15 protein-coding genes and 6 pseudogenes are annotated in these 24,407 nt (G+C 65.1%); 10 read left to right on the plus strand and 11 right to left on the minus strand.

Annotated features, from left to right (window positions below; all coding sequences use genetic code 11):
• Positions 1 to 423 precede the first annotated feature (423 nt).
• The 4 genes and pseudogenes from ACK1X7_RS47500 to ACK1X7_RS47515 form a co-directional block, all read right to left on the minus strand.
• Complete coding sequence (locus ACK1X7_RS47500) at positions 424 to 2,166, minus strand: hypothetical protein (RefSeq protein ID WP_413116777.1); 1,743 nt, start codon at positions 2,164 to 2,166, stop codon at positions 424 to 426.
• Positions 2,167 to 2,606: 440 nt separating this feature from the next.
• Positions 2,607 to 3,014: pseudogene (locus tag ACK1X7_RS47505) on the minus strand (transposase family protein); the annotation flags it as partial.
• A gap of 85 nt (positions 3,015 to 3,099) precedes the next feature.
• Positions 3,100 to 5,061 carry a DUF2264 domain-containing protein gene (locus ACK1X7_RS47510; protein WP_390792438.1) on the minus strand — a complete coding sequence of 654 codons (1,962 nt, stop codon included), beginning with the start codon at positions 5,059 to 5,061 and terminating at the stop codon, positions 3,100 to 3,102.
• The gene (locus tag ACK1X7_RS47515; protein WP_390792439.1) at positions 5,058 to 6,041 is read right to left on the minus strand and encodes a hydroxyacid dehydrogenase; all 984 of its coding nucleotides are present in this window, start codon (positions 6,039 to 6,041) and stop codon (positions 5,058 to 5,060) included. Before ACK1X7_RS47515 ends, ACK1X7_RS47510 begins: the two co-directional genes overlap by 4 nt.
• A 372-nt stretch (positions 6,042 to 6,413) precedes the next feature.
• Between ACK1X7_RS47515 and ACK1X7_RS47520 the strand changes: the two genes are divergently transcribed.
• The 4 genes and pseudogenes from ACK1X7_RS47520 to ACK1X7_RS47540 all read left to right on the plus strand — a co-directional run bounded on the left by ACK1X7_RS47520 (position 6,414) and on the right by ACK1X7_RS47540 (position 10,092).
• Complete coding sequence (locus ACK1X7_RS47520; protein ID WP_385148726.1) at positions 6,414 to 7,292, plus strand: AraC family transcriptional regulator; 879 nt, start codon at positions 6,414 to 6,416, stop codon at positions 7,290 to 7,292.
• Between the two features lie 79 nt (positions 7,293 to 7,371).
• Positions 7,372 to 8,226, plus strand: a pseudogene (locus ACK1X7_RS47525) (transposase); the annotation flags it as partial.
• A gap of 71 nt (positions 8,227 to 8,297) precedes the next feature.
• Positions 8,298 to 9,172 (plus strand): annotated as a pseudogene (locus tag ACK1X7_RS48325) (transposase).
• Between the two features lie 77 nt (positions 9,173 to 9,249).
• Complete coding sequence (locus ACK1X7_RS47540; protein WP_390792442.1) at positions 9,250 to 10,092, plus strand: maleylpyruvate isomerase family mycothiol-dependent enzyme; 843 nt, start codon at positions 9,250 to 9,252, stop codon at positions 10,090 to 10,092.
• A 14-nt stretch (positions 10,093 to 10,106) separates the two neighbouring features.
• Here the strand turns inward: ACK1X7_RS47540 and ACK1X7_RS47545 are convergent.
• Positions 10,107 to 10,272 (minus strand): annotated as a pseudogene (locus ACK1X7_RS47545) (IS5/IS1182 family transposase); the annotation flags it as partial.
• 327 nt (positions 10,273 to 10,599) lie between these two features.
• On the opposite strand from ACK1X7_RS47545, the gene ACK1X7_RS47550 reads away from it, so the two are divergent.
• The 5 genes from ACK1X7_RS47550 (at position 10,600) to ACK1X7_RS47570 (ending at position 18,329) form a co-directional block, all read left to right on the plus strand.
• Positions 10,600 to 11,499 carry an ABC transporter permease gene (locus ACK1X7_RS47550; RefSeq protein WP_398158873.1) on the plus strand — a complete coding sequence of 300 codons (900 nt, stop codon included), beginning with the start codon at positions 10,600 to 10,602 and terminating at the stop codon, positions 11,497 to 11,499.
• Between the two features lie 62 nt (positions 11,500 to 11,561).
• Positions 11,562 to 12,425, plus strand: a complete 864-nt coding sequence (locus ACK1X7_RS47555) for a carbohydrate ABC transporter permease (RefSeq protein WP_078646907.1) — start codon at positions 11,562 to 11,564, stop codon at positions 12,423 to 12,425.
• 201 nt (positions 12,426 to 12,626) lie between these two features.
• Positions 12,627 to 14,288: a sugar ABC transporter substrate-binding protein gene (locus tag ACK1X7_RS47560; RefSeq protein ID WP_385156431.1), complete on the plus strand. Its 1,662-nt coding sequence runs from the start codon at positions 12,627 to 12,629 to the stop codon at positions 14,286 to 14,288.
• A gap of 64 nt (positions 14,289 to 14,352) precedes the next feature.
• Positions 14,353 to 16,968 carry a glycoside hydrolase family 78 protein gene (locus ACK1X7_RS47565; protein WP_413116779.1) on the plus strand — a complete coding sequence of 872 codons (2,616 nt, stop codon included), beginning with the start codon at positions 14,353 to 14,355 and terminating at the stop codon, positions 16,966 to 16,968.
• Positions 16,969 to 17,195: 227 nt separating this feature from the next.
• Positions 17,196 to 18,329 (plus strand): glycoside hydrolase family 99-like domain-containing protein, encoded by a 1,134-nt coding sequence (locus ACK1X7_RS47570; protein WP_413116780.1) that lies wholly within the window; start codon positions 17,196 to 17,198, stop codon positions 18,327 to 18,329.
• Positions 18,330 to 18,514: 185 nt separating this feature from the next.
• Here the strand turns inward: ACK1X7_RS47570 and ACK1X7_RS47575 are convergent.
• Together ACK1X7_RS47575 and ACK1X7_RS47580 are read right to left on the minus strand one after the other, a co-directional pair.
• Positions 18,515 to 19,045, minus strand: a pseudogene (locus ACK1X7_RS47575) (IS3 family transposase); the annotation flags it as partial.
• Entirely contained in the window at positions 19,006 to 19,197 is a 192-nt protein-coding gene (locus ACK1X7_RS47580) for an IS3 family transposase (RefSeq protein ID WP_413116781.1), read from the minus strand. The gene ACK1X7_RS47580 and the pseudogene ACK1X7_RS47575, both read right to left, overlap by 40 nt.
• A 41-nt stretch (positions 19,198 to 19,238) precedes the next feature.
• Between ACK1X7_RS47580 and ACK1X7_RS47585 the strand changes: the two are divergent.
• Positions 19,239 to 19,562: pseudogene (locus ACK1X7_RS47585) on the plus strand (transposase); the annotation flags it as partial.
• Positions 19,563 to 19,665: 103 nt separating this feature from the next.
• Here the strand turns inward: ACK1X7_RS47585 and ACK1X7_RS47590 are convergent.
• The 4 genes from ACK1X7_RS47590 to ACK1X7_RS47605 are packed head-to-tail and all read right to left on the minus strand — an operon-like array spanning position 19,666 to position 24,083.
• Positions 19,666 to 21,177 (minus strand): LLM class flavin-dependent oxidoreductase, encoded by a 1,512-nt coding sequence (locus tag ACK1X7_RS47590; RefSeq protein WP_390792472.1) that lies wholly within the window; start codon positions 21,175 to 21,177, stop codon positions 19,666 to 19,668.
• Positions 21,065 to 21,901, minus strand: coding sequence for a carbohydrate ABC transporter permease (locus tag ACK1X7_RS47595; RefSeq protein ID WP_078646914.1), 837 nt, complete (start codon positions 21,899 to 21,901; stop codon positions 21,065 to 21,067). The genes ACK1X7_RS47590 and ACK1X7_RS47595 overlap by 113 nt, the downstream gene beginning before the upstream one ends.
• The gene (locus tag ACK1X7_RS47600) at positions 21,898 to 22,785 is read right to left on the minus strand and encodes a carbohydrate ABC transporter permease (RefSeq protein WP_385156291.1); all 888 of its coding nucleotides are present in this window, start codon (positions 22,783 to 22,785) and stop codon (positions 21,898 to 21,900) included. The genes ACK1X7_RS47595 and ACK1X7_RS47600 overlap by 4 nt, the downstream gene beginning before the upstream one ends.
• Complete coding sequence (locus ACK1X7_RS47605) at positions 22,782 to 24,083, minus strand: ABC transporter substrate-binding protein (protein ID WP_385156294.1); 1,302 nt, start codon at positions 24,081 to 24,083, stop codon at positions 22,782 to 22,784. Before ACK1X7_RS47605 ends, ACK1X7_RS47600 begins: the two co-directional genes overlap by 4 nt.
• Between the last annotated feature and the right edge of the window lie 324 nt (positions 24,084 to 24,407).

Here is a 24,407-nt window from a genome sequence, read left to right on the forward strand (position 1 = left end):
TCACCAAGCCCGCGGACTATGAGCTCGTATAAAGAATCTTGTTGAGGTGCCTTGGTCGGGCGTGCCCGATATGATGATTCGACCGCTCGCGTCGTGTGACGACTCGGCCGTGGATCGTGGACAATGACTTGTGGACACGGATCGAACCAATGCTGCCGCCTGGCCCCAGCGGCCACCGAGGCCGAAGCCGGTGGCCGCTGGGGAATGGCACGTCTTCGACCGGCGCTGCTTTCTCAGAAGGGTCTGTGACCGAGCTCTTCAAGAGGGAACCCCCCGACCGCCAGCAGCGAATCCCCGGCCAAGCACAACCGGATCAACTCAGCCCATGGCTGCACCACTTCACGGGAAACCATCAATGTCCTGCCGACCAACTCCGCCCGCCTCTGCGTAGTGGCTGGTCAGGTCAGCGGGCCGTAGTCGCCGCTAGAGAGTCGGTCGCCTTGGTGTTCCGGCACTGGTTCGAGGTATCTTTGCGATGGCGTCCAGGCGCAGCGGCCTGCCTGCGTCCTTGATTTCGAACAGCGTCGGGCAGATCCAGCCGCCTTCGTCGAATTCGTTCCAGGCGTAGATGAGGACCGTGTTGGCCGACGCATTCTCTGGATGAGTATTGTTCCAGCTCACGGCTTCTTGCAGGTGTGTTGCGATTTCCTGAGGTGTCGCCTGTTGTGTCCACTCATCCTTGAACCCCGTATAATTGGGCTCCCAGGCAAGTGGATAGTCATACCGTGGACGCTTGTCCCAACCTGTCGAAACGGTCGGGACGACGTTTCCCGCCGCCGCTGCATACTGATCCCACAGACTGGTTTCCGCGTCGGCGAGTTTAGAATACGGCTGGCCATTTTGCTCGCCAGTCGCGTAGCGGCTCACCGCATCGGCGCCCACCGCAGCCTTGGTGTCGGCTGCGCCCTGCGCGGTCCACGCCATGACCACGATGTACGGATCAGGTAGACCGGCCTGTGAACAAGCGGCCCTCATCTTGGCTACCCAATCCGCCGTGGCAGTAGTGAAGAAGTACACGAGTGGCCGTCCACCAAGCACTCGCTGGTAATTCGGCTCACTGAACTGTGACACGAGGTGTGGAAGATTCGTGGCATAGCTGCCGGTGAAGTTGCCATCCAATATGGCGCACCAGTTGACGTCACCCTTGTTTTCGCTGGAAAGGTACAACTCCCTGGCTCGCTTCAGCGGTTGCTGCGGATAATAGACGAAGGCCCAGTAGTCGATTCCGGCATTCTTGGCGTATTGGATCTCCTGATCCATGACGCCCTGGAGTGTCGCATCGCTATTGACTGACTCGGTCACCCGTACACTGACGTCGTCGACGTAGAGCTCGCAAGGCGAGCCCTCGCTGGTGCCAAAGGCGAGAGTGTTGAGCACTGTCGTGGAGTCGCGGAACGCCGCATTGCGCACCTTCCGTATTCCGTCCACGAATATATCGACAAATGGTGCGGCACCTTCGGGTGGAGCGGGATCGATGACGATCTTGATCGAATACCACGTATCGCCCTCAATGGCTTGGACAACGTTCCAAGAGCCGTCAGATGCGCGATAGACAAGTTCCTTGGCGCCGGCGTCGCCTCGGGTTGCCAGATCGACGGCGACAGACGAACCGCCGCTCAGCCTTGCGAGGGACCCCTTGCTGGCTGCTGTCTCCTTCCACTGCCACTGCGCAGTGACGGCACGTTCCTGAGCGGAGAATGTGTGGGCCATCGTCGTCGCCGCTGACTCGGACGAGCTCCGCAGACGCGCAGACTTGCCTGCTTTTCCGGACACCTCAACGACCGACGCATCGGCACCCGGAGGGGCCGTTACGTCCCAACCGGCAGGAGCGGTACCGGTCTTCTCGCCGTCGAAGCTCTGGTCGATCAACACCGGCCGCGGAACCGTGATGTCGGCATAGAAGGGCAGCCGGAAGTGGTACTTGTCCGGCGACAGTGTGCGGTTCACGCCGCTTCCGTAGTGAGAATCTCCGCCCACCCAGGCGTCCCATCGAATCGCCCCGACCAGGGTCTTGGTGGCGTGCGGTCCTCGCCCGGCAGCTACAGATGCAGTCGGCACGGCGAGGCCGAGGACGGCACCACCCGACACTGCGGTCGCCACCCTGAGGATGTCCCGGCGACTCGGCTTGCCGGCAGGAGTGGAATTTGCATTATTTGCTGTCACCATGAATTCCCCTGAGAGCTGAGATGTGCCTTACGACGCTTACGATCTCTTCCGCGGAGCTGAAGGTCGGCAGCTTTATGTCGGTGCCTATTGCCGGCGGCCTGTCCGCAAACCCGCGGCAGACCATATCCCTTGCTGGAGAGATTGACGCCGGGATCATGTTGGGTAGTTGTTGGACAATCTTGCCGACCGTTGAGCGCGGCGGTGGCTCAGCAGGTGTTGGCAGTGAGCTGCCGCTTGCGGTAGGTATCCCGGTCGAGCCGAGGCGGACGGCCGCCGGCTCGGCTCCAGTTGCGGCGGTGGCGTTCCTGGTCCCGCTTCTCCGGGATCGTGTGGCCGATGCCGTGCTTACGCAGGTAGGCGCCTGAAGCCGCGGGAGGCGTAAGCCTTGTCCGCCATCACGTGATCTGGCCGGCAGCGTGGCCGGCCCCGCCCATGCGAGGCACGACGACCTGGCGGTTGGTGGAGTACCGGTAGTTCTTCGACTGCTCGGCGACGGTGTGGTCGCGGGTGGGGACCAGGGTGCCGTCGACGATCAGCACGGTGTCCTTGCGGAACCGCTTGCGTTGCTGGAGGGCGAGCGCGGGTCCGAGGTGGTCGATGATGCGGTCGGCGGCGGACTTGGACACCCCGAACAGCGGAGCCAGTTGGCGCAGAATCAGGTTCGTCCGCCAGTACGCGGCGACCAGCAGCACGCGGTCCTCCAGCGGCAGGCTCCACGGCCGGCCCTTGCGCACCGGATCCGCACCCTCGCGCCGCAGCGCGCTGATCAACTTGTCGAACTGACGCGGGCTCAGCCCGGTGTACGGGGCTGTCCAGGAAGGCTCCGACGCCGTGATCACACCAGACACAACAAGATCATCTCACCGTGGCCAGCAGTTACGGGACAGCCCTTAACAAACCACCGGTAGCGGTCTGCGCCTCGCCGCTGGCTCGTCAGATGGGCAACATGAACGTCGTGGGCTCGCCTTGATGCCAGGAGACGACTATCCGGTCTCCTCGGTCGGCCATATCCTCCACTGTCACCAGGGGAGCGGGGCCGTGGTCGGCTTGGCGGGACAGCCCGACCACAGCGACGACGACGTCACCGGCGGATACCGTCTGTGTCGCGAGCCAAGGCACGCCGGTGTACTCACCGAGAGGGCTGGTTCCCTGCTCGATGGCGACCCCGGCTTCGTCCAGTCCACGCACTCCGTGGATGAAGGAGCACAGATCGTCGCGGGCTGCTTTGGCGAACACGGGCTTCTTGCATGTGTCCGAGTCCGACCGGAGTGGGCTGGAGGAGGCGATGGGCCAACCTCCGATGCGAAGCCTGACGGACGATGTTGGGCTGTCGACTCGCGCCAGGCGTACCTCGATGCCATCGCGAACAACGGAAGCGATAGTGAGAACCGGGCCACGAGTGGTAGCACCGACTGGGCCCGTTCCGAGGCTCGGGCCGGTCTCGTCGGATGCATCTACCCAGTGCACAGGCCCTTGTGAGGCAGCGACAAGCACACCGTCCGCCAGTTTCTGCGCGAACAACGTACGGAACCCGCTTCGATGGCTCGCCCTGCCGGCGGCGTCGAGTAGTACCACGGTGTTGTCGACTGGATTGGCAACCGACGGGCCTGTCAGCGAGGGCAAAGTCGCCGTGGAGTAGCCGAGCCGACTGTAGAGCGGGGAGTCAGTGGTGGCTTCTCCGGGCCGCGAAATGTCCGTGCCATGGTTGAGCACGGTGACGACGCCGTCCGACTGGCGGGCGGACACCAACCAGCCGGGTGCCTCGACCACACGGGCGATGTCGCCTGACTCGACGGGCAGCGGTTGCTCGACGTCGGCCCACACCGCGTGGTCGGACGGAAGGAGCAGGCCGAGCATGCCTTTCGCCGCCCAGTACGGAGAGCCCGGCCCTGAATAGGACTGGCGTATCCGGGGCCAGGGGCCGTGCCATCCGAGGCTGAGCAGGCCGTCCGGCTCGAGCGCGCCGTGCTTCACGAAATGCGAGATGATTCCGCTGGCCGCACGTCGGAGCAGCCCCGGCGGGTACTGACCTGAACCGGTGATCGCGGACACCCACAGCGGGGCGGCTGCGGCGAAGCGATAGGTGAGGCTGCGGCCCTGCAGCAGGGGTGAGCCGTCGGCGCCGATGAGGCGCAGTACGTCATCGGTGTAGCGACCCAGATCGGCGGCCCACTGATCACGGAGCGGCCGTGGGCACAGCGTTCCGGTGACGTCGAACATGCGCGTCCACAACATCGGGTAGAGGTGCAGCGCCCAGCCGTTGTAGTGGTCGAACCCCCGTCCGTGCCCGTCGGCCAGCCAGCCGTTGCCTCGCCGTAGTGAGGCGTGAACGGCGAGGCTCTCCTCGATCTCTGTGGCGGACCAAGGGCCCCCGACCTCGCGGAGGAACGATTCCACGATGATGCGGAACCATGTCCAGTTGCTCTCCGGGTACCACTGTCCGAGTACGGCGGACAGCCAGTTGACGGTCTGCTCGCGAACGCGTTCGTCCAGGCGGTCCCAGAGCCAGGGGCGGGTCGCCTGCAGGGTCAGCGCGATGGAAGCGGCCTCCACCTTCGCCTGGTGCAACCCGTCGTCGGGACGTGGCCAGGCTTCTGGCGACGCCGGATCCGTGCCCGCGGCCAGACCCCTGGCGTATCTCTCAAGGTAGTTCCGTGGATCGTCGCCGCCACGGCCGGCCACGAGGAAGCCCGCGATCAGAAAGGTGCGGGCGAACCCCTCCAACCCGTCGGAGGTGGGGCCGGCTCCGCTGGCCGGGCCGGGAAGGTCTATCCGGGCGCCGCCGGGGGAGCGGTAGGGCTCGATGGCGGTCAGCATACGGTCCGCCAGCAGCTCCCAGTGTTTCCGTGTCCATCCGGTGTACGGGGAGAGGGTGAAGTCGGGTGGACTCGTCATGCTTGTACCGCCAGGCTCTGTCGGGTGACGGGGTGCAACGGGGGAAGTCCCGCCGCATACCGCTCGAGTTCGGTGAGTGCCGTACGCGCCATGATGTGTGTCTCTGTCCCCTGGGATCCTGCTATGTGCGGGGTCAACAAGACATTGGGCAGATCGTAGAGGGGGGAGCCTGCGGGAAGCGGCTCGGGATCGGTGACATCGAGAATGGCGTCCAACCGGCCCGACGCGCAGGCATGCTCGAGTGCCATGGTGTCCACCAGCGCCCCGCGGGCTGTGTTGATCAAAGTGGTACCCGGCCGAAGCTTCGCCAGTTCCGCCGCGCCGATCATGTGCCGGGTCTCAGGCAGCAACGGGGCGTGCAGTGACAGGACGTCGGCGCGCGGCAACGCCTCGGCCATGTCGAGCAGTTCGGCACCTGCTGCGTGCACCTCCGCGGGATCCGCGAACGGATCCACCACGAGGATCGGTCCCTCGTGCAGCGTCCGCAGGAGGGCTGCTACGCGGCGTCCGATCCTGGAGAAGCCCACGATCACGACCGTGCGGTTGTGCCCGCTCAGCTCGCCCCGGCGATCCCGGTAGGCCACGTCTTCCCGGTACTTGCGAGCGTCTTGGGCCAGGAAGGGAACCTTCTTGAAGGACCACAACACGGCGGCCAGCGTGTATCGGGCGACCGGCTCGGCGTTGGCATCGGCAGCAGTGGTGACCACGATTCCGCGGTCGAGGACCCGTTCGTCGACGTGCCCCCGCACACTGCCGGCGGCGTGGAAGACGGCACGCAGCCGCGGCGCGGCATTGAGCACGTCGGCGTCGAGCGGCGGGCATCCCCACGAGGTGATCAGCACCTCCACCTTCGCCAGCCGGGAGCGAACGTCAGCAGATGTCAACTCGTCGGTCGCCAGGGGCTCGGCAACCGTTGCCGCAGCACGAAGACGTATGAGCTCGGGTTCACCGAACTGAAGGTGCAGGGAGTCGCGCGCCATGGCCAACAGCGTTTCCGGGCGGCGTCCATGGGGCTCACCCACGACAGGTTCGTGCGCTGGATGTTTGTGCATCACAGCCCCCTGCCCAAGGACGTGGCCGTCGCAGGCGGAAGCGGACCTGAAGTGGTGGGCGGCCCGAGAGCTTCGGATGGCGGATTGGGGAGGACTCCGATTTCCCGTTGGAAGGAGCGCCTCTCGGTGACACTGCTCATCACGGGTACTGGGTGTGGAATTTGGTATATGAACCTGGGCCATTGCTCTGTCACGAATGTGATGTTATTGAAGTGGGTGTAGATGTCATACAGGGCTGGATTGTGCGGAAGTAGGACGAAGTTGCCTCGTGGGTCGCGATACAGATATGAGCGTGCAACCGTGTTCCGCTCGGACGGGCTGCCTGTCTGGGCCGATCGTCATGAGATCACCGCTGACGTGGCCGCCCATGACCACGACTTCTTGGAGATTGCCCTCGTCACCCAGGGGCGTGCCCTCCATGTCTCCGTCGACGGCGACCACCCCGTTCGCCCAGGGAGCGTCGTAGTGATCCCGCCGAATCAGTGGCACGCCTACCGAGAGTGTGAGGATCTGGTGGTCTTCGACTGTTTCGTGGCGCCGGAGTTGGTACACGCCACACTGCCATTCCTCGATGCCGAGTTGCCTTTGATGGCCGGACTGCACGCCTCGACCCTGCCGCTTCCCCAGCGGGTGCAGCTTGGTTCGGGCGCGCTGAGCGCGGCGATCGCAGAGCTGTACAGCATGAGCGACATCACCTCTGGGCCGCGCTCCCGTGTCCAGATCATCGGGCACCTCTTGATCTACCTCGATCTTCTGAGTCGCTCGTGGGTCGCGGAGGGCTCTGTGGGGTGTCGTCGGCGAGCCAAGCTCCACCCTGCGGTGTCATGCGCTGTCAAGGCGATGGAGGAAGACCCAGGTCGCTCGTGGACCCTTGCGGAACTGGGTGCTCTGACCTCGATGGAGCGTACGTACCTCGTCCGGTTGTTTCAGCGCGATCTCGGAGTCTCGCCGATCGCCTACCTCAACCAACTGCGGGAGCAGGCCGCGGCCCGGCTTCTGGTGCAAACGGATCAGGCAGTCGCAAAGATCGGCGCGCAGCTTGGTTGGGGAGACGCCGGCTACTTCGCGCGTCGATTCAAAGCTGCCTACGGGCTGACGCCCTCTGCCTACCGCAGGCGCGCCCTCAAGGGCCAGGACTGGGACCACTATCCGACCGGCTCGGAGTCCACAGAGCAGTAACCAAGAGAGAAAGCGCCTCTGAGCAGCAAGAATGAATGTTGTCGAGGTCCTTGTTCCCGCTGGAAGAGGCACTTCCCAGGTGACGCGCCCTATCGGGTCCTACCCCCGTGTCCGCGTTCAGGGCGACGGCCGTCAGGTCGTCTCCCAGGCTGGGTCGGTCCTGCCCGTCGAACCAGTCCGCAAGGCCGGTCTTGACCACGTCGTATCCGCGGCTCTGGCTCCGTGCGGAAGCCGCGGGCCGTCCACGACCCGGCAAGATCCTCCTCTACGGCGTCCTGGTGATCGCGCACTCCGACAAGGAGGACGCGGCCGCGACCTGGAAGAAGACCTACGGCCATCACCCACGCATGGCCTTCGTCGACCACGGCCCAGGCGGAACGGGAGGGCCGGTCGCCGCCCTCCTCAGACCGGGCGACGCGGGCTCGAACACGGCCGCCGACCACATCACCACCGCCCCACTCGCCTTGACCCAGTTGCCGAAGAAGTACCGGCGAGGAAGACAGACGCTCATCCGCACGGACTCCGCCGGCGGCACCCACGGCTTGTTGTCCTGGCTCGCGCAGCGCGGCCGATGGCTGTCCTACTCGGTCGGCTTGGTGATCAACGAGGTCCGGGACGGTGCCTGGGTCGCCGAACTGACCGGTGACGTCCTCGACGGCTGGCCGAAGGGGATGCGGTTGATCGTTCGCAAGGAACGGCCGTACCCCGGTGCCCAGTTGAGGATCAGGGACGCGGACGGCATGCGGATCACGTGTTTCGCCACGAACGCCGCCGACTGTCCGATCGCCGAGCTGGAGTTCCGTCACCGGCTGCGCGCCGGGTGGAGGACCGGCGCCGGGCCGCCCGGGCCACCGGGCTGCGCAACCTTCCCCTGCACGACTCCGCGCAGAACAAGGTCTGGCTGGAGATCGTCCAGATTGCTCTCGACCTGCTACTGAACTTGATCGGGTGATGTCGGGCCGGTTCGCCTGACGCGGGGTGGTCGGTGTCGGTAGCCCTCTGGGCGTGAGGTATGCGCAGGGCGGCGGGTTGACGGACGCCGTGAGGGCCGTGCGAGAGCGGATCAGGCTGCAGGCCGTGGAACGCTTCGAGCGCGAGGAGAAGAACCGCGAGGTCGCGACCGCGTTGCGGGTGAGCGAGCGGTCGGTGGAGCGGCGGCGCCGGGCCTGGCCGGTCCTGGCAGCAGCCTGCTCGGTGGGCGATCGAGCGCCGATGCGGCGGTGGACCTGGGGAAGAAGGAGGTCTGGTTGCGGGTAAGAGCACCACGGCGGCACTCGGGGCGCCTGGATCGTCTTCCAGGACGAGGCCGGGCAGTCGATGACGCCGCCACGCGCCAGGACCTGGGGCCGGGTCGGCCGGACGCCGGTGGTGCGGGTGCGCGGCCGGGGCTCCGGCCGGGTGTCGATGGCCGGGATGGTCTGCTACAAACCCGGCAAGCGCTCCAGGCTGATCTACGCGGCACGCGAGTACCACGGCCGCAAGGACGAGCCGAAGCGCTTCGGCTGGAAGGATCTGCGCAACCTGCTGGTGCGCGCCCGCATCCAGCTCGGCGGGCCGATCGTGCTGGTGTGGGACAACGTACGCCTGCACCTGACTGCCGGCATACGGGCGTTCATCGCCGCGAACGCACACTGGCTCACCGTCTTCCAGATGCCGGCCTACGCGCCGGACATCAACCGCAGGGGGGCATCTGGTCACTGGTCAACCGCGGGATCGGGAACCTCGCCGCCGCTGACCTCGCCCAGATCGCCAAGGCCGTCAAGCGTCGGCTCAAGCAGATCCGGTAGCTCAAGCAGATCCGGTAGCTCAAGCAGATCCGGTACCGCCCCGATCTGGTAGACGCCTGCCTGGCCGCCACCGGACTGATCGCGGACGGCTGACGCAGTGGGCCACCCGGACGCTCCCGGGCGGGGAGTATTCGATGGCAGACCACGGTTCCTGCTGACAGGCTGTGGCCATGAGTCCCGAGTCCAACGGCATGTCCGGCAGTTCCTGGCTGGGTAGCCCGATCGACGCGCGTGCACTGTTCGGTCCGGAGCTCAGGTCGCTGCTCGATACCCTGCGTGGCCTGGCTCCCTCCGACTGGAGCAGGACGGCAGCCGGGCACTGGACGGTGCACGACGTTGCCGCCCACCTCCTCGGTGACTACTACGGCCGCCTCGGCCACGACTACCGGAACGGCTTCGCCGATGGCGAGACGCTCGAGGCGTTCATCCACCGCACGAACCAGGAATGGGTCGAACTGCACGCGGACGACAGCCCTGCTTCGCTCATCGACGCCCTGGCAGCGGCAGGCACCCAGCTCGCCCAGCGATTCGCCACATCCCACCTTGACGCGGCCGTCCTGGGCGTGTCGTGGGCAGGCGTCGACCCCGCACCGGCATGGCTGGACATCGCCCGGGAGTTCACCGAGCACTGGACTCACCGCCAGCAGATCCGCCACGCCATCGGCCGCAACACCGACCCGGAGCCGCGTGCCCTGACCGTGGTCCTCGATACCTTCATGCGGGCCCTGCCCCACACGCTCCGGCGCACGTCAGCACCAATCGGGGCGCAGGTCCAGGTGATCGCCGAGGGCCCTGCCGGCGGCACTTGGACGGCGACTGCCACTGCGGACCGATGGTCGTTGGCCGAAGCGCCGAGCGGCCGACCAACCGCAGCCGTGCTGCTGGACACAGAAACCGTCTGGCGATTGTCTACGCGGAACATCGATCCTGCGGATGCCCTGTCCCGCGCCCATGTGCAAGGAGATCGTCAGCTCGCCGAAGCCGCGTGCCAGATTGTGTCCATCATCTACTGACGACGCTGGCCGCACCGGCTTCCACCGTGCCTGAGTTCCGCCCGTTCTCCGCGGCCGTCCAGCCGCTGAAGCTCATCCCAGACACCGGCCGCCTGCCACTCGGCCGGCCGCCGCCAGCAGGTGGGCCCCGAACCCCAGTTCCTGCGGCAGGAACCCACGGCTTCGGCCTGTCATCCTCACCCCCGAGGAACGAGATCACTTACCCTTCCACCGTGCCACATGAAGATCATTCTGCAAGGACACGTCAGGACAACTCTGTCCGACTCTCGCCCAATTCAGGCCATGGTGACAGCCAAGTTTGGCCAATAGTGTCGCGTCCGTGACAGAGCAGCGTTACTCCCATGTGAACTCCGCCGGAAGATCTCGGCACTCGGGATTCTCGGCATGAGCGGGCCGGAGGCGGGGCTCGCCGAGATCGGCTCGACGGGCCGCGAGGCCGGGCGCGACGAGCCTCAACGCGCGGCCGCTCCGAACGAACCTCCCCGTCGGCAGACACGACGGCGATTCATGGGGCCCGGCCGCCTTCGACGTGACCGGTTGTTCGTCATCCTCATGCTCCCGGGGCTGGCCTACTTTCTGGTATTCCACTATGCAGTTCTCTTTGGCAACGTAATTGCCTTCAAGGACTACATTCCTTTCGATGGATTCTGGGGGAGCGCCTGGGTTGGCGTCCAGAATTTCAAGGACCTTCTCGGCGACCCCGGCTTTTGGCATGCGACTCTCAATACCCTCGAGATCGCCGGGTTGCAGCTGATCTTCTACTTCCCCGCCCCGCTGGCCTTGGCTCTGCTGTTGCACAGCCTCACGTCCCACACTCTTCGACGGTTTGTGCAGTCGGTGGTGTACCTGCCGCACTTCATGTCCTGGGTGATCGTGGTCGCGATGGCCCAGCAGATGCTGGGCAGTACCGGTCTTTTCAACTCCGCCCTGTCGGGAGCCGGGCTGCACACGGTCGACATCATCGGCAATCCGGAACTGTTCAAGCCACTGACTGTGCTGCAGGTCATTTGGAAGGATTGCGGCTGGGGGACGATCATCTTCCTTGCTGCACTGACCCAAGTCGACGATCAGCTCTACGAGGCCTCGGCCATCGACGGGGCAGGCCCATGGCGGAGGTTCTGGCACATCACCCTGCCAACGATCCGGCCCATCATCATCCTTCTTCTCATCATGCGGATCGGGGAGATCCTGTCCATTGGCTTTGAGCAGATCCTGCTCCAACGCACAACTGTGGGACCCGACGCGGCGGAAATCATCGACACCTTTGTGTACTACAAGGGCATCATCGGCGGAAACTTCGGCTACGGCGCCGCAGCCGGCCTCTTCAAGGGGGTGGTGGGGGCGATCCTCGTCTACGCCGCAAACAAGATTTCGCACCGCCTCGGGGAACAGGGAGTCTACAAGTGAGCGCCTTCAGTCAGACTCATTCCAGAAGCCGTCGGCCGGCCAAGCAGGTGCGCCCGATCTGGATGGAGAAGCCCCGAAAGATCACGCTGGCCGCAAAAGGTACCGCCCTTGTGGTGATCGTCCTCCTGGTGCTCATGCCCTTCCTGGTGGTCATCGCCACCTCGCTGTCTTCCACGGAGTCCGTCGTTGAAAACGGCGGCTGGGTGGTGTGGCCCAGTGACCCGTCCCTGAAGGCCTATCGGCAAATCTTCAGTGGTGGCATCGTCACCCATGCACTGTGGGTGAGTATCGGGGTCACGATCGTCGGAACGGCAGCCAGCATGGTGTGTACGGTCATGTTGGCCTACGCGCTCGCCCGCCCTAAGGTCTTCGGCGGCAAACCCATGCTCCTGCTCGTACTTTTCACCTTCCTCTTTCCGCCCGGGATGATCCCGACCTATCTGATGGTCAAGAACCTTGGGCTGCTGAACAGCTATGCCGCGCTCATCCTCCCGGTGCTGATCAGTGTCTTCAACCTGGTGGTCCTGCGGGGGTTCTTCCAGTCCGTTCCGGAGGAGCTTTACGAGGCAGCCCGGCTGGACGGCGCCGGCAATTTCAGGGTTCTGGTAGCCGTGGTATTGCCGCTCTCCAAGGCTGCGCTCGCGATGGTCTCTCTCTTCTATGCCGTGACCTACTGGAACTCATGGTTCCAGGCGTCGATCTACATGGACGACGACCACTGGCCGCTGCAACAGGTGCTCCGCACATATGTCCTGAGCGGCGGTCAGATCGCCAGCTCCACCGGTGCCGGCGACGCGGCCATGGCCGCCCCGCAAACCATCCAGATGGCTGTCCTGGTCGTGGCAACGGTGCCGATCCTGCTGGTGTACCCGTTCCTGCAGAAGTACTTCGCCAAGGGCGTGCTTTCCGGCGCCATCAAGAGCTGAATACAAGCCGAGCCCCCATCCCTGGTGCCCGGGCATGCGGCCGCACCGCCGCACCCTCGAAAGCTGGCCTCCGGGGTGGTCACCGTAGCGAAGAACGCCAAGTGGAGACAGGGTCCGCCGGGCTTCACCCACCACAAGGCGGCTGCAGAACTCATGGGCTGTTCAGGCATCAAACGCTCCTCGTGAAGGGAATGTACGACCATGCACACCCCCTCCCGCCGCTCCGTGCTGCGCTCCATCGGCATCGCCTCCGCCGCGATCGCCGTACCTCCCCTTTTGAGCTCCTGCAGCACCTCCAATTCCTCGGGCAACGCCACCAACAGAGGGGTGGAACTGGCGCCGTGGCCAACCTACGTACCCAAGGCCACCATCACCCCCGACCTCAAGGGTGACGGCGTCACCGGCATCCAGGACACCTACCTGAAGTACCCCACCAAGCTCACCAAGGGGACCTCTGAGACCCCGGGCGACCGCTCCACGCTCAAGGTCATGACCATCACCTATGGCACTGCTCCCACCCCCCGTGGCCAGAACAAGTATTGGCAAGCCATGGAGAAGGCACTTGGCGTGAAGATCGACTTCACCCCGGTGCCGGCCGCGGACTTCATGGCAAAGATGGCTACCCTGATGGCCGGCGACGACCTGCCGGACATCCTGAACATCGGCAGCGGCGCCACGCTCCCGCACGAGGCTCCTTTTGTCCTCAAGACGATGGCCAACATTTCGGATTTCGTCTCTGGCGACGCCGTCAAGGACTATCCCAACCTCGCAAACATCCCGACCGCTTCCTGGAAGGCAGCAGGTCGCTTTCACGGCGGCATCTACGGTGTCCCCGTTCCGCGAGCCAGGCCGGGCTTGGCGCTGTGGATCAACAGCACCAACTTCGAAAAGCAGGGCTTCCGCCCCGACAACAGTAGCTACAGTCGCGAGGACTTCACGCGCCTCCTCCAGGAACTCACCCACGGCAGGCAGTACGGCATCGGTGCGGCGAAGGACAACGGCCTGAACTGGTTTGGCGCCCACGCGCAATTCCACGGGGTGCCTAACGCATGGTCGGTCTCGGACGGAAAGTTCAATACCTACTACGAGAGCCCTCACTTCAAGGAGATGCTGGCCTACCTGCACACTCTGTGGAAGCAGAGGCAGTACTACCCTGACTCCGCCTCGACCGCGACAGTCGACCTCAAGACGCAGTTCTACAATGGAACTGTGCAGTCCTACACGGATAGCTTCGGTGCCCTACCGACAACCCTCGGTCAGGTGCGGGGTTTCAAGGCGACCCCGATGATTTCCTACTCGGCGAACGGAGTCGACTCCACTCCATGGGCGGGCCCGGGGTACGCCGGTTACACCGTCATCAACAAGAAGCTGTCGAAGTCGAAGATCAAGATGGTCCTCAAGGTGCTCGATTTTCTGGCCTCACCCTTCGGGACCGAGGAGTACCAGCTCCTCATGTATGGCGTGGAGGGCGTGCATTTCACTTACAACAAGAATGGCGACCCGATACCGACGGCCCTTGGCAAGACCGAGAACGTCGTCAACCTGCCGTTCTATTCCATGTGCAGTGCCCCCCAGGTGTTGTATGTGCCCAATGCGCAGGAGGAGATCAAGGCTGCCTACGAGTGGCAGCGCCAGACCTGCCCCAAGTTGATCAACAATCCGGCGACTGGCCTGCGCTCCAATACTCTGAGCACCGCCGGCGCTACGCTGAGCCAGGTCATGGACGACGCGATCATCGGCATCATCACCGGGCGCCAAGCCGTCAATTCGTGGGATTCCGCTGTGGGCAAGTGGAAGTCCGAGGGCGGTGACAAGATCGCGGCGGAGTACGAGTCCGAGTATTCGGCGGGCACGACCAAGTGATGCGCACATCTTGAACGCAGGTGCCCGCCGTGCCGGGTCACCATGGATGACCTCAGGAGATTATGTGCTGCACCACGGAGACAAACTCCCCCGAGTAGGTGCGCCACGTGCGGAACACCACCGGGAACCACTGGGCATTGGCGAAGCTCGCCCGCGGCTGTCCTGGGCAGTACTCGATGCGCCTGCTGGGTGGCAGCAGGTCGCCTACGAGATCGAGTGTGCAGACCCCGATTCCGGAGATGTCGTCTCCAGTGGGCGGATCGACTCAGAGGACAGCGTGCTTGTGCCATGGCCACATCATGAACTCGAGTCACGCAGTCGGCGGCAGATCCGTGTGAGGGTCTGGGGGACAGGGGAGGCGTACGCCTCCGACTGGAGCCCGTCGCTGACGCTGGAGACCGGTCTCCTGGAGGCATCGGACTGGAAGGCGGACTTCATCACGCCCGATGCGCCTGACGCAGACGAGAGCGTGCCGCTGCTGCGCAGAGATTTCTCGGTCAAGGGGCCAGTCGGCCGAGCGAGGCTCTATGCCACGGCGTTGGGGCTTTACGAGCTGGAACTCAACGGCGCCCGTGTCGGTGACATCGAGCTCGCCCCCGGTTGGACCAGCTACCACCACCGACTCCGCTACCACACATTCGACGTCACAGAGGCCCTGCATTCCGGCTCCAACACGCTGGGGGCCTGGCTGGCCGACGGGTGGTTCCGGGGGCGCCTCGGATTCAACGGTGGCACGCGCCACATCTACGGTGACCAGAGAGGGCTGCTGGCCCAGATGGAGATTCACTACACCGATGGATCCACTGAACTCGTCGGCACGGACCAGGGCTGGCGCACCGCGCCAGGTCCCATCCAGTTTGCGAGTCTGTACGACGGCGAGCGCTACAACGCGCAGCGTGAGCTTCCGGGCTGGTCCACCCCGGGCTTCGACGACAGCGATTGGCTGTCCGTCCAACTGATGGTTCACGACAGGACAACACTGGTCGCCCCCTTGGGACCACCGGTCCGCTGCACCCAGGAGATCAGACCGATCGCCGAATCCACCTCTCCCTCGGGGGCGAGGATCGTCGACTTCGGACAGAACCTGGTCGGCCGGCTGCAGGTACAGGCTGAAGGTCCCTCGGGCGCGGTGGTCCGGCTTCGCCATGCCGAGGTACTGGAGGATGGAGAACTCTGTGTCCGCCCTCTGCGTCAGGCGCGGGCTACGGATGAGTACGTCCTGCGCGGCGACGGCCAGGAAAGCTGGGAACCGCGATTCACTTTCCACGGCTTCCGCTACGCCGAAATCAGCGGGGACGTCGACGACGTTGAGGTGGTGGCCCGCGTTTACCACACCGACATGCTGAGGACAGGCACCTTCACCTGTTCGGATCCGCTCCTCCAGCGCCTGCACGAGAACGTGGTGTGGAGCATGCGTGGCAATTTTCTCGACGTCCCCACTGACTGCCCGCAACGAGATGAGCGGCTGGGGTGGACCGGGGACGTTCAGATCTTTGCGCCGACCGCATCATTTCTGTACGACTGCGCAGGCATGTTGTCCTCGTGGTTGCGCGATCTGACTGCCGATCAGCTACCCAACGGATGCGTGCCCTACTTCGTTCCCGCGATCTCGGCACCGCCCCTCGAGTTGGAAACCCTCACGCCGGCGGCGGCCTGGGGTGACGTCGCTGTCCTGACGCCGTGGGAGCTGTACCAGCAATACGGCGATGTAGAGGTGCTGCGCGCACAGTATCCGAGCGCTAAGGCATGGGTCGACTGCATGACCGCCCACGCAGGTGCTAATCGCCTGTGGGACTCAGGATTCCAGTTCGGTGACTGGCTCGATCCATCCGCACCGCCAGACGATCCAACGGCCAACAAAGCTGATCCGTATCTGATCGCGACCGCATACCGCGCTCATTCGACTGCTGTTCTCGCCAGGATGGCGCACACTCTGGGCTATTACGAGGATCATCAGCGCTACGAAGAACTCGCGCGAACCGTCAATGACGCGTTCGCGCAGCGGTGGATTCTTCCGTCCGGACTGCTTGATAACGATGCTCAGTCTTCCTACGCCATCGCCCTCCACTTCGACTTCTTCCCCACCCCCGCGCAGCGCGCAACCGCGGGGCGGCGTCTGGCTGCGTTGGTGAAGGAGGCCGATTTTCACATTGCCACAGGCTTCGTAGGTACTCCGGTTATCTGTGAGGCTCTCGCCGATTCCGGGCATCTCGACGCCGCGTACGCCCTGCTTCTGAAGCAGACGTGTCCGTCCTGGCTCTATCCGGTAGCCCAGGGCGCGACAACGATTTGGGAGCGCTGGGACAGCCTCCTCCCGGACGGAGATGTCAATCCGGGCGACATGACGTCCTTCAACCACTACGCGCTGGGCGCGGTCGCCGACTGGCTGCATCGCGTCGTAGCGGGGCTGGCTCCCGCCGAACCCGGATACCGTCGGCTCCTCGTTCGCCCCCGGCCCGGTGGCGGCCTCACCCACGCGTCGGCGGCGAAGGAGACGCCGTACGGGCGAGCCGAAGTCGGCTGGCTACGCGATGCGGACACCTTCTCCGTCGATCTCGCCGTGCCTGTTGGAGTCACCGCCATCGTGGATCTCCCCGGCCGGGCGCCAGAGACCGTCGGATCGGGGCGTCATCGCTGGCACATCTCAACCCTCGATTACACGGATGTGCTCGGTGACTGACAGTGATGGGAGGCTCGGCTTGAGTAACTTCCGGGGGAAATCAGTCCGGAAGGCGGGCGGAGCTCAGTAGCTGGTACTTCGCGGGTTCCTCGTAGGTCAATTCTGCCCTACTTTCCCTCAATCCGGCCCGCAGCATGAGCGCCAGGTCTTCAATACAGTCGCAGTTGTGATTGACCAACGATTTGCATTCAACTCAGCGGCCCCTCAAGGATGTGGGGGTGCTGGGCGTGAGCACGCATGACGTGACGATAGCGGCGTACTACTTCCCGAACTACCACGTCGACCCGCGCAATGAGCGGTGGCACGGCGAAGGGTGGACCGAGTGGGAGGTGTTGAAGAAGGCCGGCCCACGCTTCGAGGGCCATGCACAGCCACGGGTTCCGCTGCATGGCTGCGAGGACGAAGCTGATCCGGCGGTGATGGCCGGCAAGATCGAGATGGCCACCGAGCACGGGGTCGATGCCTTCATTTTCGACTGGTACTGGTACAGCGGGCGCCCCTACTTGGAGCGCCCCCTTGAAACAGCGTTCATGCCCAATGCGGCCGATCACGACATGAAGTTCGCTGTCATGTGGGCGAACCATCATTGGACAAACATCCACCCGTGGAAGTCCGGGACGACCGCCACCGAGCTCGAGTCGGGAATCGTCGATGCCGGCCAATTCCGAGCGGCCACGGAGTATTTGCTGGAGCGGTACTTCCATCATCCGGCGTACCTGCGGATCGACGGCCGACCCTACCTGTCGATCTACGACCTTCCCACTCTCATCGATGGGCTCGGTGGCATCGAATCGACAAGGACCGCGCTTGACGATCTGCGCTCGCGCGCCGCCCGGGCAGGCCATGGTGACGTCCACCTCAACGCCATCACCCGGGATCAGCCAGTGCTGCCACAGGACGGAGTGGCTCTCGACGAAGCAGTGTTGGTGAGCCGACTCGGATTCGACAGCGTGACGTCCTACGTGTGGGCACACCACCACCCGCTGCCTACGCTCCTCACCCCGTACCCCGACGTCCTGGAGCAGGCGGAAAAGGGCTGGGAGGACCTCGCTGCCAGGTTCGACAAGCCCTACTACCCCAATGTGACCGTCGGGTGGGACCCCTCACCACGGACGGTCCAGTCCGACAGGTACGACCCCCGTCTCGGCTATCCCCACACCAACATCATCTCGGATTGCACGCCTGAACACTTCGGGCAGGCGCTGGAGAGGGTGCGCAAGTACGTTCTGAAGACCCATACCCCACTGGTGACCATCAACGCGTGGAACGAGTGGACGGAGGGCACCTACCTTGAACCGGACACCGTCTACGGGTACGGGCATCTGGAGCAGATCCGCAGGGTGTTCGGCACCAGCCACTGAGCCGGCCCCTCTCAGATGCTGATCCCCTGGGGTCGATCGAGGGTGACATCGAGCGGCGGATCATGCGTGCCGCTGTCGTGAGTCCGAAGCTGATCTGCCAGTCGATCCGTCAAGGCTGCCTTGTGTGGTGACAGTGGTTGCCGTCACCCCACAAGGTCGATGCCGTGTGTGGGGAGGGGCCAATGTCAGGCTAGGAGCCCCTGCCCGCTCCCGCCGGGGGCCTCAGAACTTGACCCCGTTGCTCTTGGCCTTCGGAACGCGAAGACATCGGCGCGGGCGGTGGCCCGGTCCGGCCATACCCGGGTGCCGATCTCTTCCTTGAGCACGGCCCAGAAGCTTTCGGCTGCGGCGTTGTCAAAGCAGGAGCCAGTCCGGCCCGTGCTCTGGCGAAGCCCCAACCTGTCTGTCCCGGCGCGAAATTGAGCTGAGGTGTATTCGCTTCCGCGGTCGCTGTGCGTGATACAGCCGGTTTCCGGGCTGCCGCGGCCGTGGGCCATCCGCAGAGCGTCCACTACCAGCTCGGCGCGGTGGTGGCCGGCCATGGCGTAGCCGACGACCTCGTGGGTGGCCAGGTCCAGCCAACAGGCCAGATACAGCCGGCCCTCACGCGTGGGCAGGTAGGTGATGTCCCCGACCAGCCGGGTGCCGGGGCGGGTGGCGGTGAAGTCCCGGCCGATCAGGTCGGGCGCCGGCCCGGCCTGCCGGACCGGGTCGGCGAGCGGCGTCTTCCGCGTGTGACACCGGTGATCCCCTGTTCACGCATGATCCGCTCCACCCGCTTGCGGTTGACCGGCCGGCCCAGTCGCCGCAGCGCGGCTTGCACCCGCGGAACACCGTAGACGTGGGGCTTCCCCTTGATCGTGGACACCTGGAGACTGCGCCCTGAGGTTTCAGAGGAAGTAGCACCAGGTGGGAAGTAATTACACGAAGCGGTACACCGCGGAGTTCAAGCGGGACGCCGTCGCTCTCGTCGATTCCACAGGCCGGACGGTCACCGAGGTTGCCCGGGAACTCGGGGTCAGCCCGGAGTGTGGACAGCACCGGCCGCGGCGCGATCCGGATCCGCTTCGCTACCACTACCTGCGCCCCTGCTCTGTGCGTGACCAGTGCACCCGATCCACTCAGTGCGGGCGGCAGTTGACCGTTCGCCCTCAAGGTCAGGACGCCAACTTGGAACGCGTACGCGCCGAGCAGGGCACGGACGAGTGGAAGGACTATTGCGCAGTCCGCGCCGGGGTGGAAGGCCCGACTTACCACCCGGGCGTCGGCCGACACCGCCTCCCCACCACCGCGACAGTCGGCGTCGCCTCCCACCACGGCGTCAGTCAGCGCTGTGTCACGGCGACGGAACCTCCCGGAAAGCCGCGGCGGGATGGGTGTCGGCCACCCGGTCTCCGGCGCCGAGCAGGCGGCGGCGGTGGCTGCCCGGCTCGTACGCGGTGCGGTACAGGCCCCGGCGTTGCAGGACCGGGACGACGGACTCGATGAACTCGGTGAAGTCGTCAGGAGTGACGAACTCGTGCAGGTTGAAGCCGTCCACCCCGGTCGTCTCCGCGATCCGGCTGATGCCGTCGGCGACCTGGGCGGGAGTGCCGACCACCGTCTCCGAGTACGGACTGAGGTCGGTCAGGCGGCGAACGACATCCTCCACCCGGTCGGGGGCCTGCTTCTCCCGGGTGAACCGGGCGGCCTCCGACTGGGAGTGCTCGCCCGGCGCGGGGCTGAGCCGTTCCTGCCCGGAGGCGGTGGAGAGGTCGATGCCGCTGGCCCCGCCGAAGCCGGCCAGGGCGCCTTCGCGCGACTGGGAACGCCGCACCAGGTCCGCCTTGTGCTGCGCCTCCTGCTCGGTCCGGCCGATGACCACCGACAGGTCGGTGACCACACGCAGGTCGTCGCGACGGCGCCCCGCGGCCTCGGTGGCGTCACGGATCGCGGTGACCGACGCGGCCAGGGCGTCGGGGTTGGTGCCGTTCACGAAGACGGCTTCGGCATGGCGGCCGGCGAAGGCACGCCCCCGCTCGGAGGTCCCGGCCTGGTAGATCACCGGGGTGCGTTGCGGCGACGGCGGCACCAGCGAGGGGCCCTGCACGTGGAACAACTGCCCGTGGTGGTTGATGCGCCGGACCTTGGCCGGGTCGGCGTAGACGGTGTTCTCCTTGTCGTAGAGCACCGCGTCGTCGAGCCAGCTCCCCTCCCAGAGCTTGTAGGAGACCTCCAGGAACTCCTCCGCGCGGGCGTAGCGCACCGCGTGCCCCGGCATCTCGGAGAGGCCGAAGTTGCGTGCGGCGTTCGGCAGGTAGGAAGTCACGACGTTCCAGCCGATACGGCCACCGGTGAGGTGGTCGAGACTCGCGAACCGACGCGCGTGGGCGAACGGGTGCTCGTAGGTGGTCGAGACGGTGACGGCGAACCCGAGGTGCCGGGTCACGGCGGCCATGGCCGGGATGACGGTCACCGGGTCCAGCAGCGGGAAGTCGACGGCGTTGCGGACCGCGGGGTCGGGGGACTGCCGATAGATGTCGTAGACCCCGAGCACGTCCGCGAAGAACACCGCGTCGAAAAGGCCTTCCTCGAACAGGCGGGCGCGGTCCAGCCAGAATGCGAGGTCGGTGAAACCTTCCCGTCGGCTACGGGGGTGGGTCCATGTGCCGTGCGCGTAGTAGCCGACGCCGGTCATCTCGAATGCGTTGAAGATCAGAGGGCGGTCGCGTTCCGGAATGGTCTGCTCCTTGAGATTATCGAATACCGCTGGTGGCGGACGAGGCGATGAGCCGGCGCTGGGTGAACAGCAGCAGGATCGCCGGAATGACGATGAGGACGAGGACCTCGGCGAACGCCTGCTGCGTATTGGACGAAAGAGGCCCGAAGTTCGACGCGATCGCCACGCTCGCCGTGGCGTTGTCGTTGTCGGAGATGATCAGGAGCGGCCACAGGTAGGAGTCCCACTGTGACACGAAGAGGATCATTCCGGAACCGATCAGCGCCGGGCGGCACAGGGGGAGATAAAGGTGCCAGAACCGGCGCAGATGTCCGGCGCCGTCCATGTACTGCGCCTCGGCCAGCTCCAGTGGAACACCCAGGAAGGCCTGGCGCAGGTTGAACACCGCCAGCCCGTTGCCGAGCGCGGGCAGGATCAGCGCGGGCAGCCCGTTGGAGAGGCCGAGGTCGGAGAAGACCGACACCAGCGGGACCGCCAGCGTTTCGAACGGCAGCAAAAAGCTGCCGACCACCACCGCGAACAGCACCTTGGAAAGCCGGGTCCGCACCGCGACGAACCCGTACGCGGCGAGGGACGACACGACCAGCCCGCCCACGACGGTGCTGACCGCCGCCGTGAGTGAGATGCCGACGGCGCGCAGGTAGCCATCCTCGATCGCCGACCGGAAACCGTCCAGCGAGAAGGACTGGGGGATCAGGGTGTCGAGGACCGACGTGCTGCTGAGCGCCTCGGTCGGGTCCCGGAACGCCGCGACGACCAGCCACCAGATCGGGATGAGGAAGACGAACCCGCTGAGCGCGCCGAGCGCGGTCAGGCCGAGCCGCCGTACCCGTGTCTGGGCCTTGGCCGTCATTCCCGCTCCCCGAGTAGGGCGAACTGCACGGCGACCGTGGTGCCGAGCAGCACCAGCAGCACCACCATCTGGGCCATGGCCTGCTGTTGGTTGGAGTAGACCGTCGCGGTGCGGACGGTGTCGAACATCAGGGTCGATGTCGCTTCCAAGGGGCCGCCGTTGGTGAGCACCTGGATCGGGGCATAGATCTGGAACACCCAGACCGTGTTGGCGACCAGGACGAAGAGCAGCGGCCGGCGCAGCAGCGGCAGAACCACGGAGCGGAACTCCCGCCAGGGTGTCGCTCCGTCCACCCGCGCGGCGTCGAGAATCTCACGCGGGATGTCCAGGAGGCCGGCGATGAGGAAGACCATCCAGTAGCCGACACCGCCCCAGGCGGTGATCAACGCGATCGTCGGCAGGGCCTGCGCCGCGGAGCTGTAGAAGCCCTGAGCGGGCAGACCGATCGCCTCCAGCGTCTTGTTGACCACTCCGGTGGGCTTCAGAGCCACCCCCCACATGACCGTCAGCCCGAGGCTGGGGATGGCGCTGGGCAGGAACGCCACGGTGCGCCACAGCCCCCGCATGGGCATCGTGCGCGTGTAGAGCCAGGCCAGGTAGAGCGAGCCCACCACGATGACGGGACTCGCCAGGACGACGAACCACATCGTCACACCGAGCACATGCCAGAACGCGGCGCTGGTGAACAGCCTCCGGAAGTTGGCCCACCCCACGAAGGACCACGAGTCGCCGTCGAACGGATCGACCTTCTCGAACGACGCGAACAGCGAGAGACCCTCGGGAGCGAGCCTGGTGAGGACCAGCACGGCCAGGGCTGGACCGGTGAAAGCCAGCAGCACACCGGTCCGGGCCCCACGCCGGATCTGGTGGGTGCGACTGCTCACCTGTACTTCTCCAGGGCCGCGTCCGCCGTCGACTGCGCCGACTCAAGGGTCTTGGCGACGTCCTCACCGTTGCTGATGGACAGCAGCGCCGAGGTCAGCGCCGAATTCAACTCGTTCCAGCCGACGGTGGACACCCGCTTCTTGGCGATGCCGTGAGACAGCTGGTAGTTCACGATCTTCTGGGCGCCGGCCGCGCGCGGGTCCCGGAACGCCTCCTGCCGCCAGTACAGCTTCTTGCCCTCGTTGTTGGCCGGCGGCGAGCTGGTGTCGGTATCGTAGGCGGCCGCTCCGGGCCCCTTGAACACCATCGCCTTGATGAACGTCAGGGCCGCATCCTCGTTCTTCGACCCCTTGTAGAGGCCCAGGGCCACGCCGCCGGCGTTCGAGACGGCCTTGCCCGCGGCGAACCGCGGCATCGGCGCGATCCCGTAGTCCAGGTTCTTGTTCTTGTTCAGCTCGGCGATGTCCCAGTCGCCGCCGATGTGGAACGCGGACTTCCCCGAGGCGAACAGGCTCGTGTAGACGCTGTTGGCATCACCCTGGGGGCTGACCTTGTCCTTGTAGAGGTCGGCGTACCAACCGAACGCCTTCACCGCCGCTTCGCTGTCCAGGTTCGGGGTCAGGTTGTGCGCGCCCTCGGCTCCGTACCCGCCACCGAGCCCCTGGGAAAGGAGCCACTGGTAGTACCAGCTGGCGATGCGCTCCCAGGTGATGCCGTACTCCGCGCCGGACTTCTGCGCCTTCTTCGCGTCCGCGGTGATCTGCTCCCATGTCGCGGGCTTCGAAGGGTCGGACGACGGCAGGGAGGCACCCGCCCTTTCGAGGAGTTTCTTGTTGTAGAAGAGAAATGAACTGTCCGACTGTTCCGGCGCGTTGTAGAGCTTTCCGTCGACCGTCGAAGCGGCGAGCGAAGCATCATCCAGCGCGCCGAATTCACTCTTGAAGACCGGGGTGATATCGCGCAGGTAGCCGGCCGCCACGTAACGGGCCGTCAAGTGCTGATCGACGGTGATGACATCAACATTGCCGGACTTCAGACGAGAAGGCAGCACAGTCTCGAAGTCGGCGAACGGAACCGACTCGTACTTAATCTTGATGTTGGGGTATTCGGCCTCGAACTTCTTGACGGTCGAGCCTATCTGCACATTGGTATTGGCCGCGTCCAGCCAGGTCACCGTAACCTTATGGTCCGGATTCACCAACTCGGAATACGACGGCAGCGCGGAGTCGGACGAGGAGTCCTTGGAATCACTTGAGCAGCTAGCCACGGATGCGATCACGCCCGTGACGACAACCATTGCCGTCGCCCGAAAAAAACTTCTTGACAGCCGATTTGACATCAAGCCTCCCAGGGATAGCGGATGTTAAGTCCGGACCGGATCTTAGATGTCGATCAGTCCGGTAACATAAGCGGTTTCACCATCTGGAATGCCTGACAGTCGGCCGTCGGTCACTCTTGGGAAACGCGAGGTGTGGCGGTGATAACACGGAAAAACGCGGCGCAACTTCCGCACCTATAGCCGACTTGCGCCCACAGCCGGTGTACGGGTGACCCACGCTGCCCGCAAGGGAATACGGTGCCTTCGACGCGAAGCCGAGCAGACAGTCCAAAGGCCGGTTGG

Origin of the sequence: Streptomyces sp. CY-1, from assembly GCF_047218265.1 — a bacterium.
Lineage (GTDB): Bacteria > Actinomycetota > Actinomycetes > Streptomycetales > Streptomycetaceae > Streptomyces > Streptomyces niphimycinicus.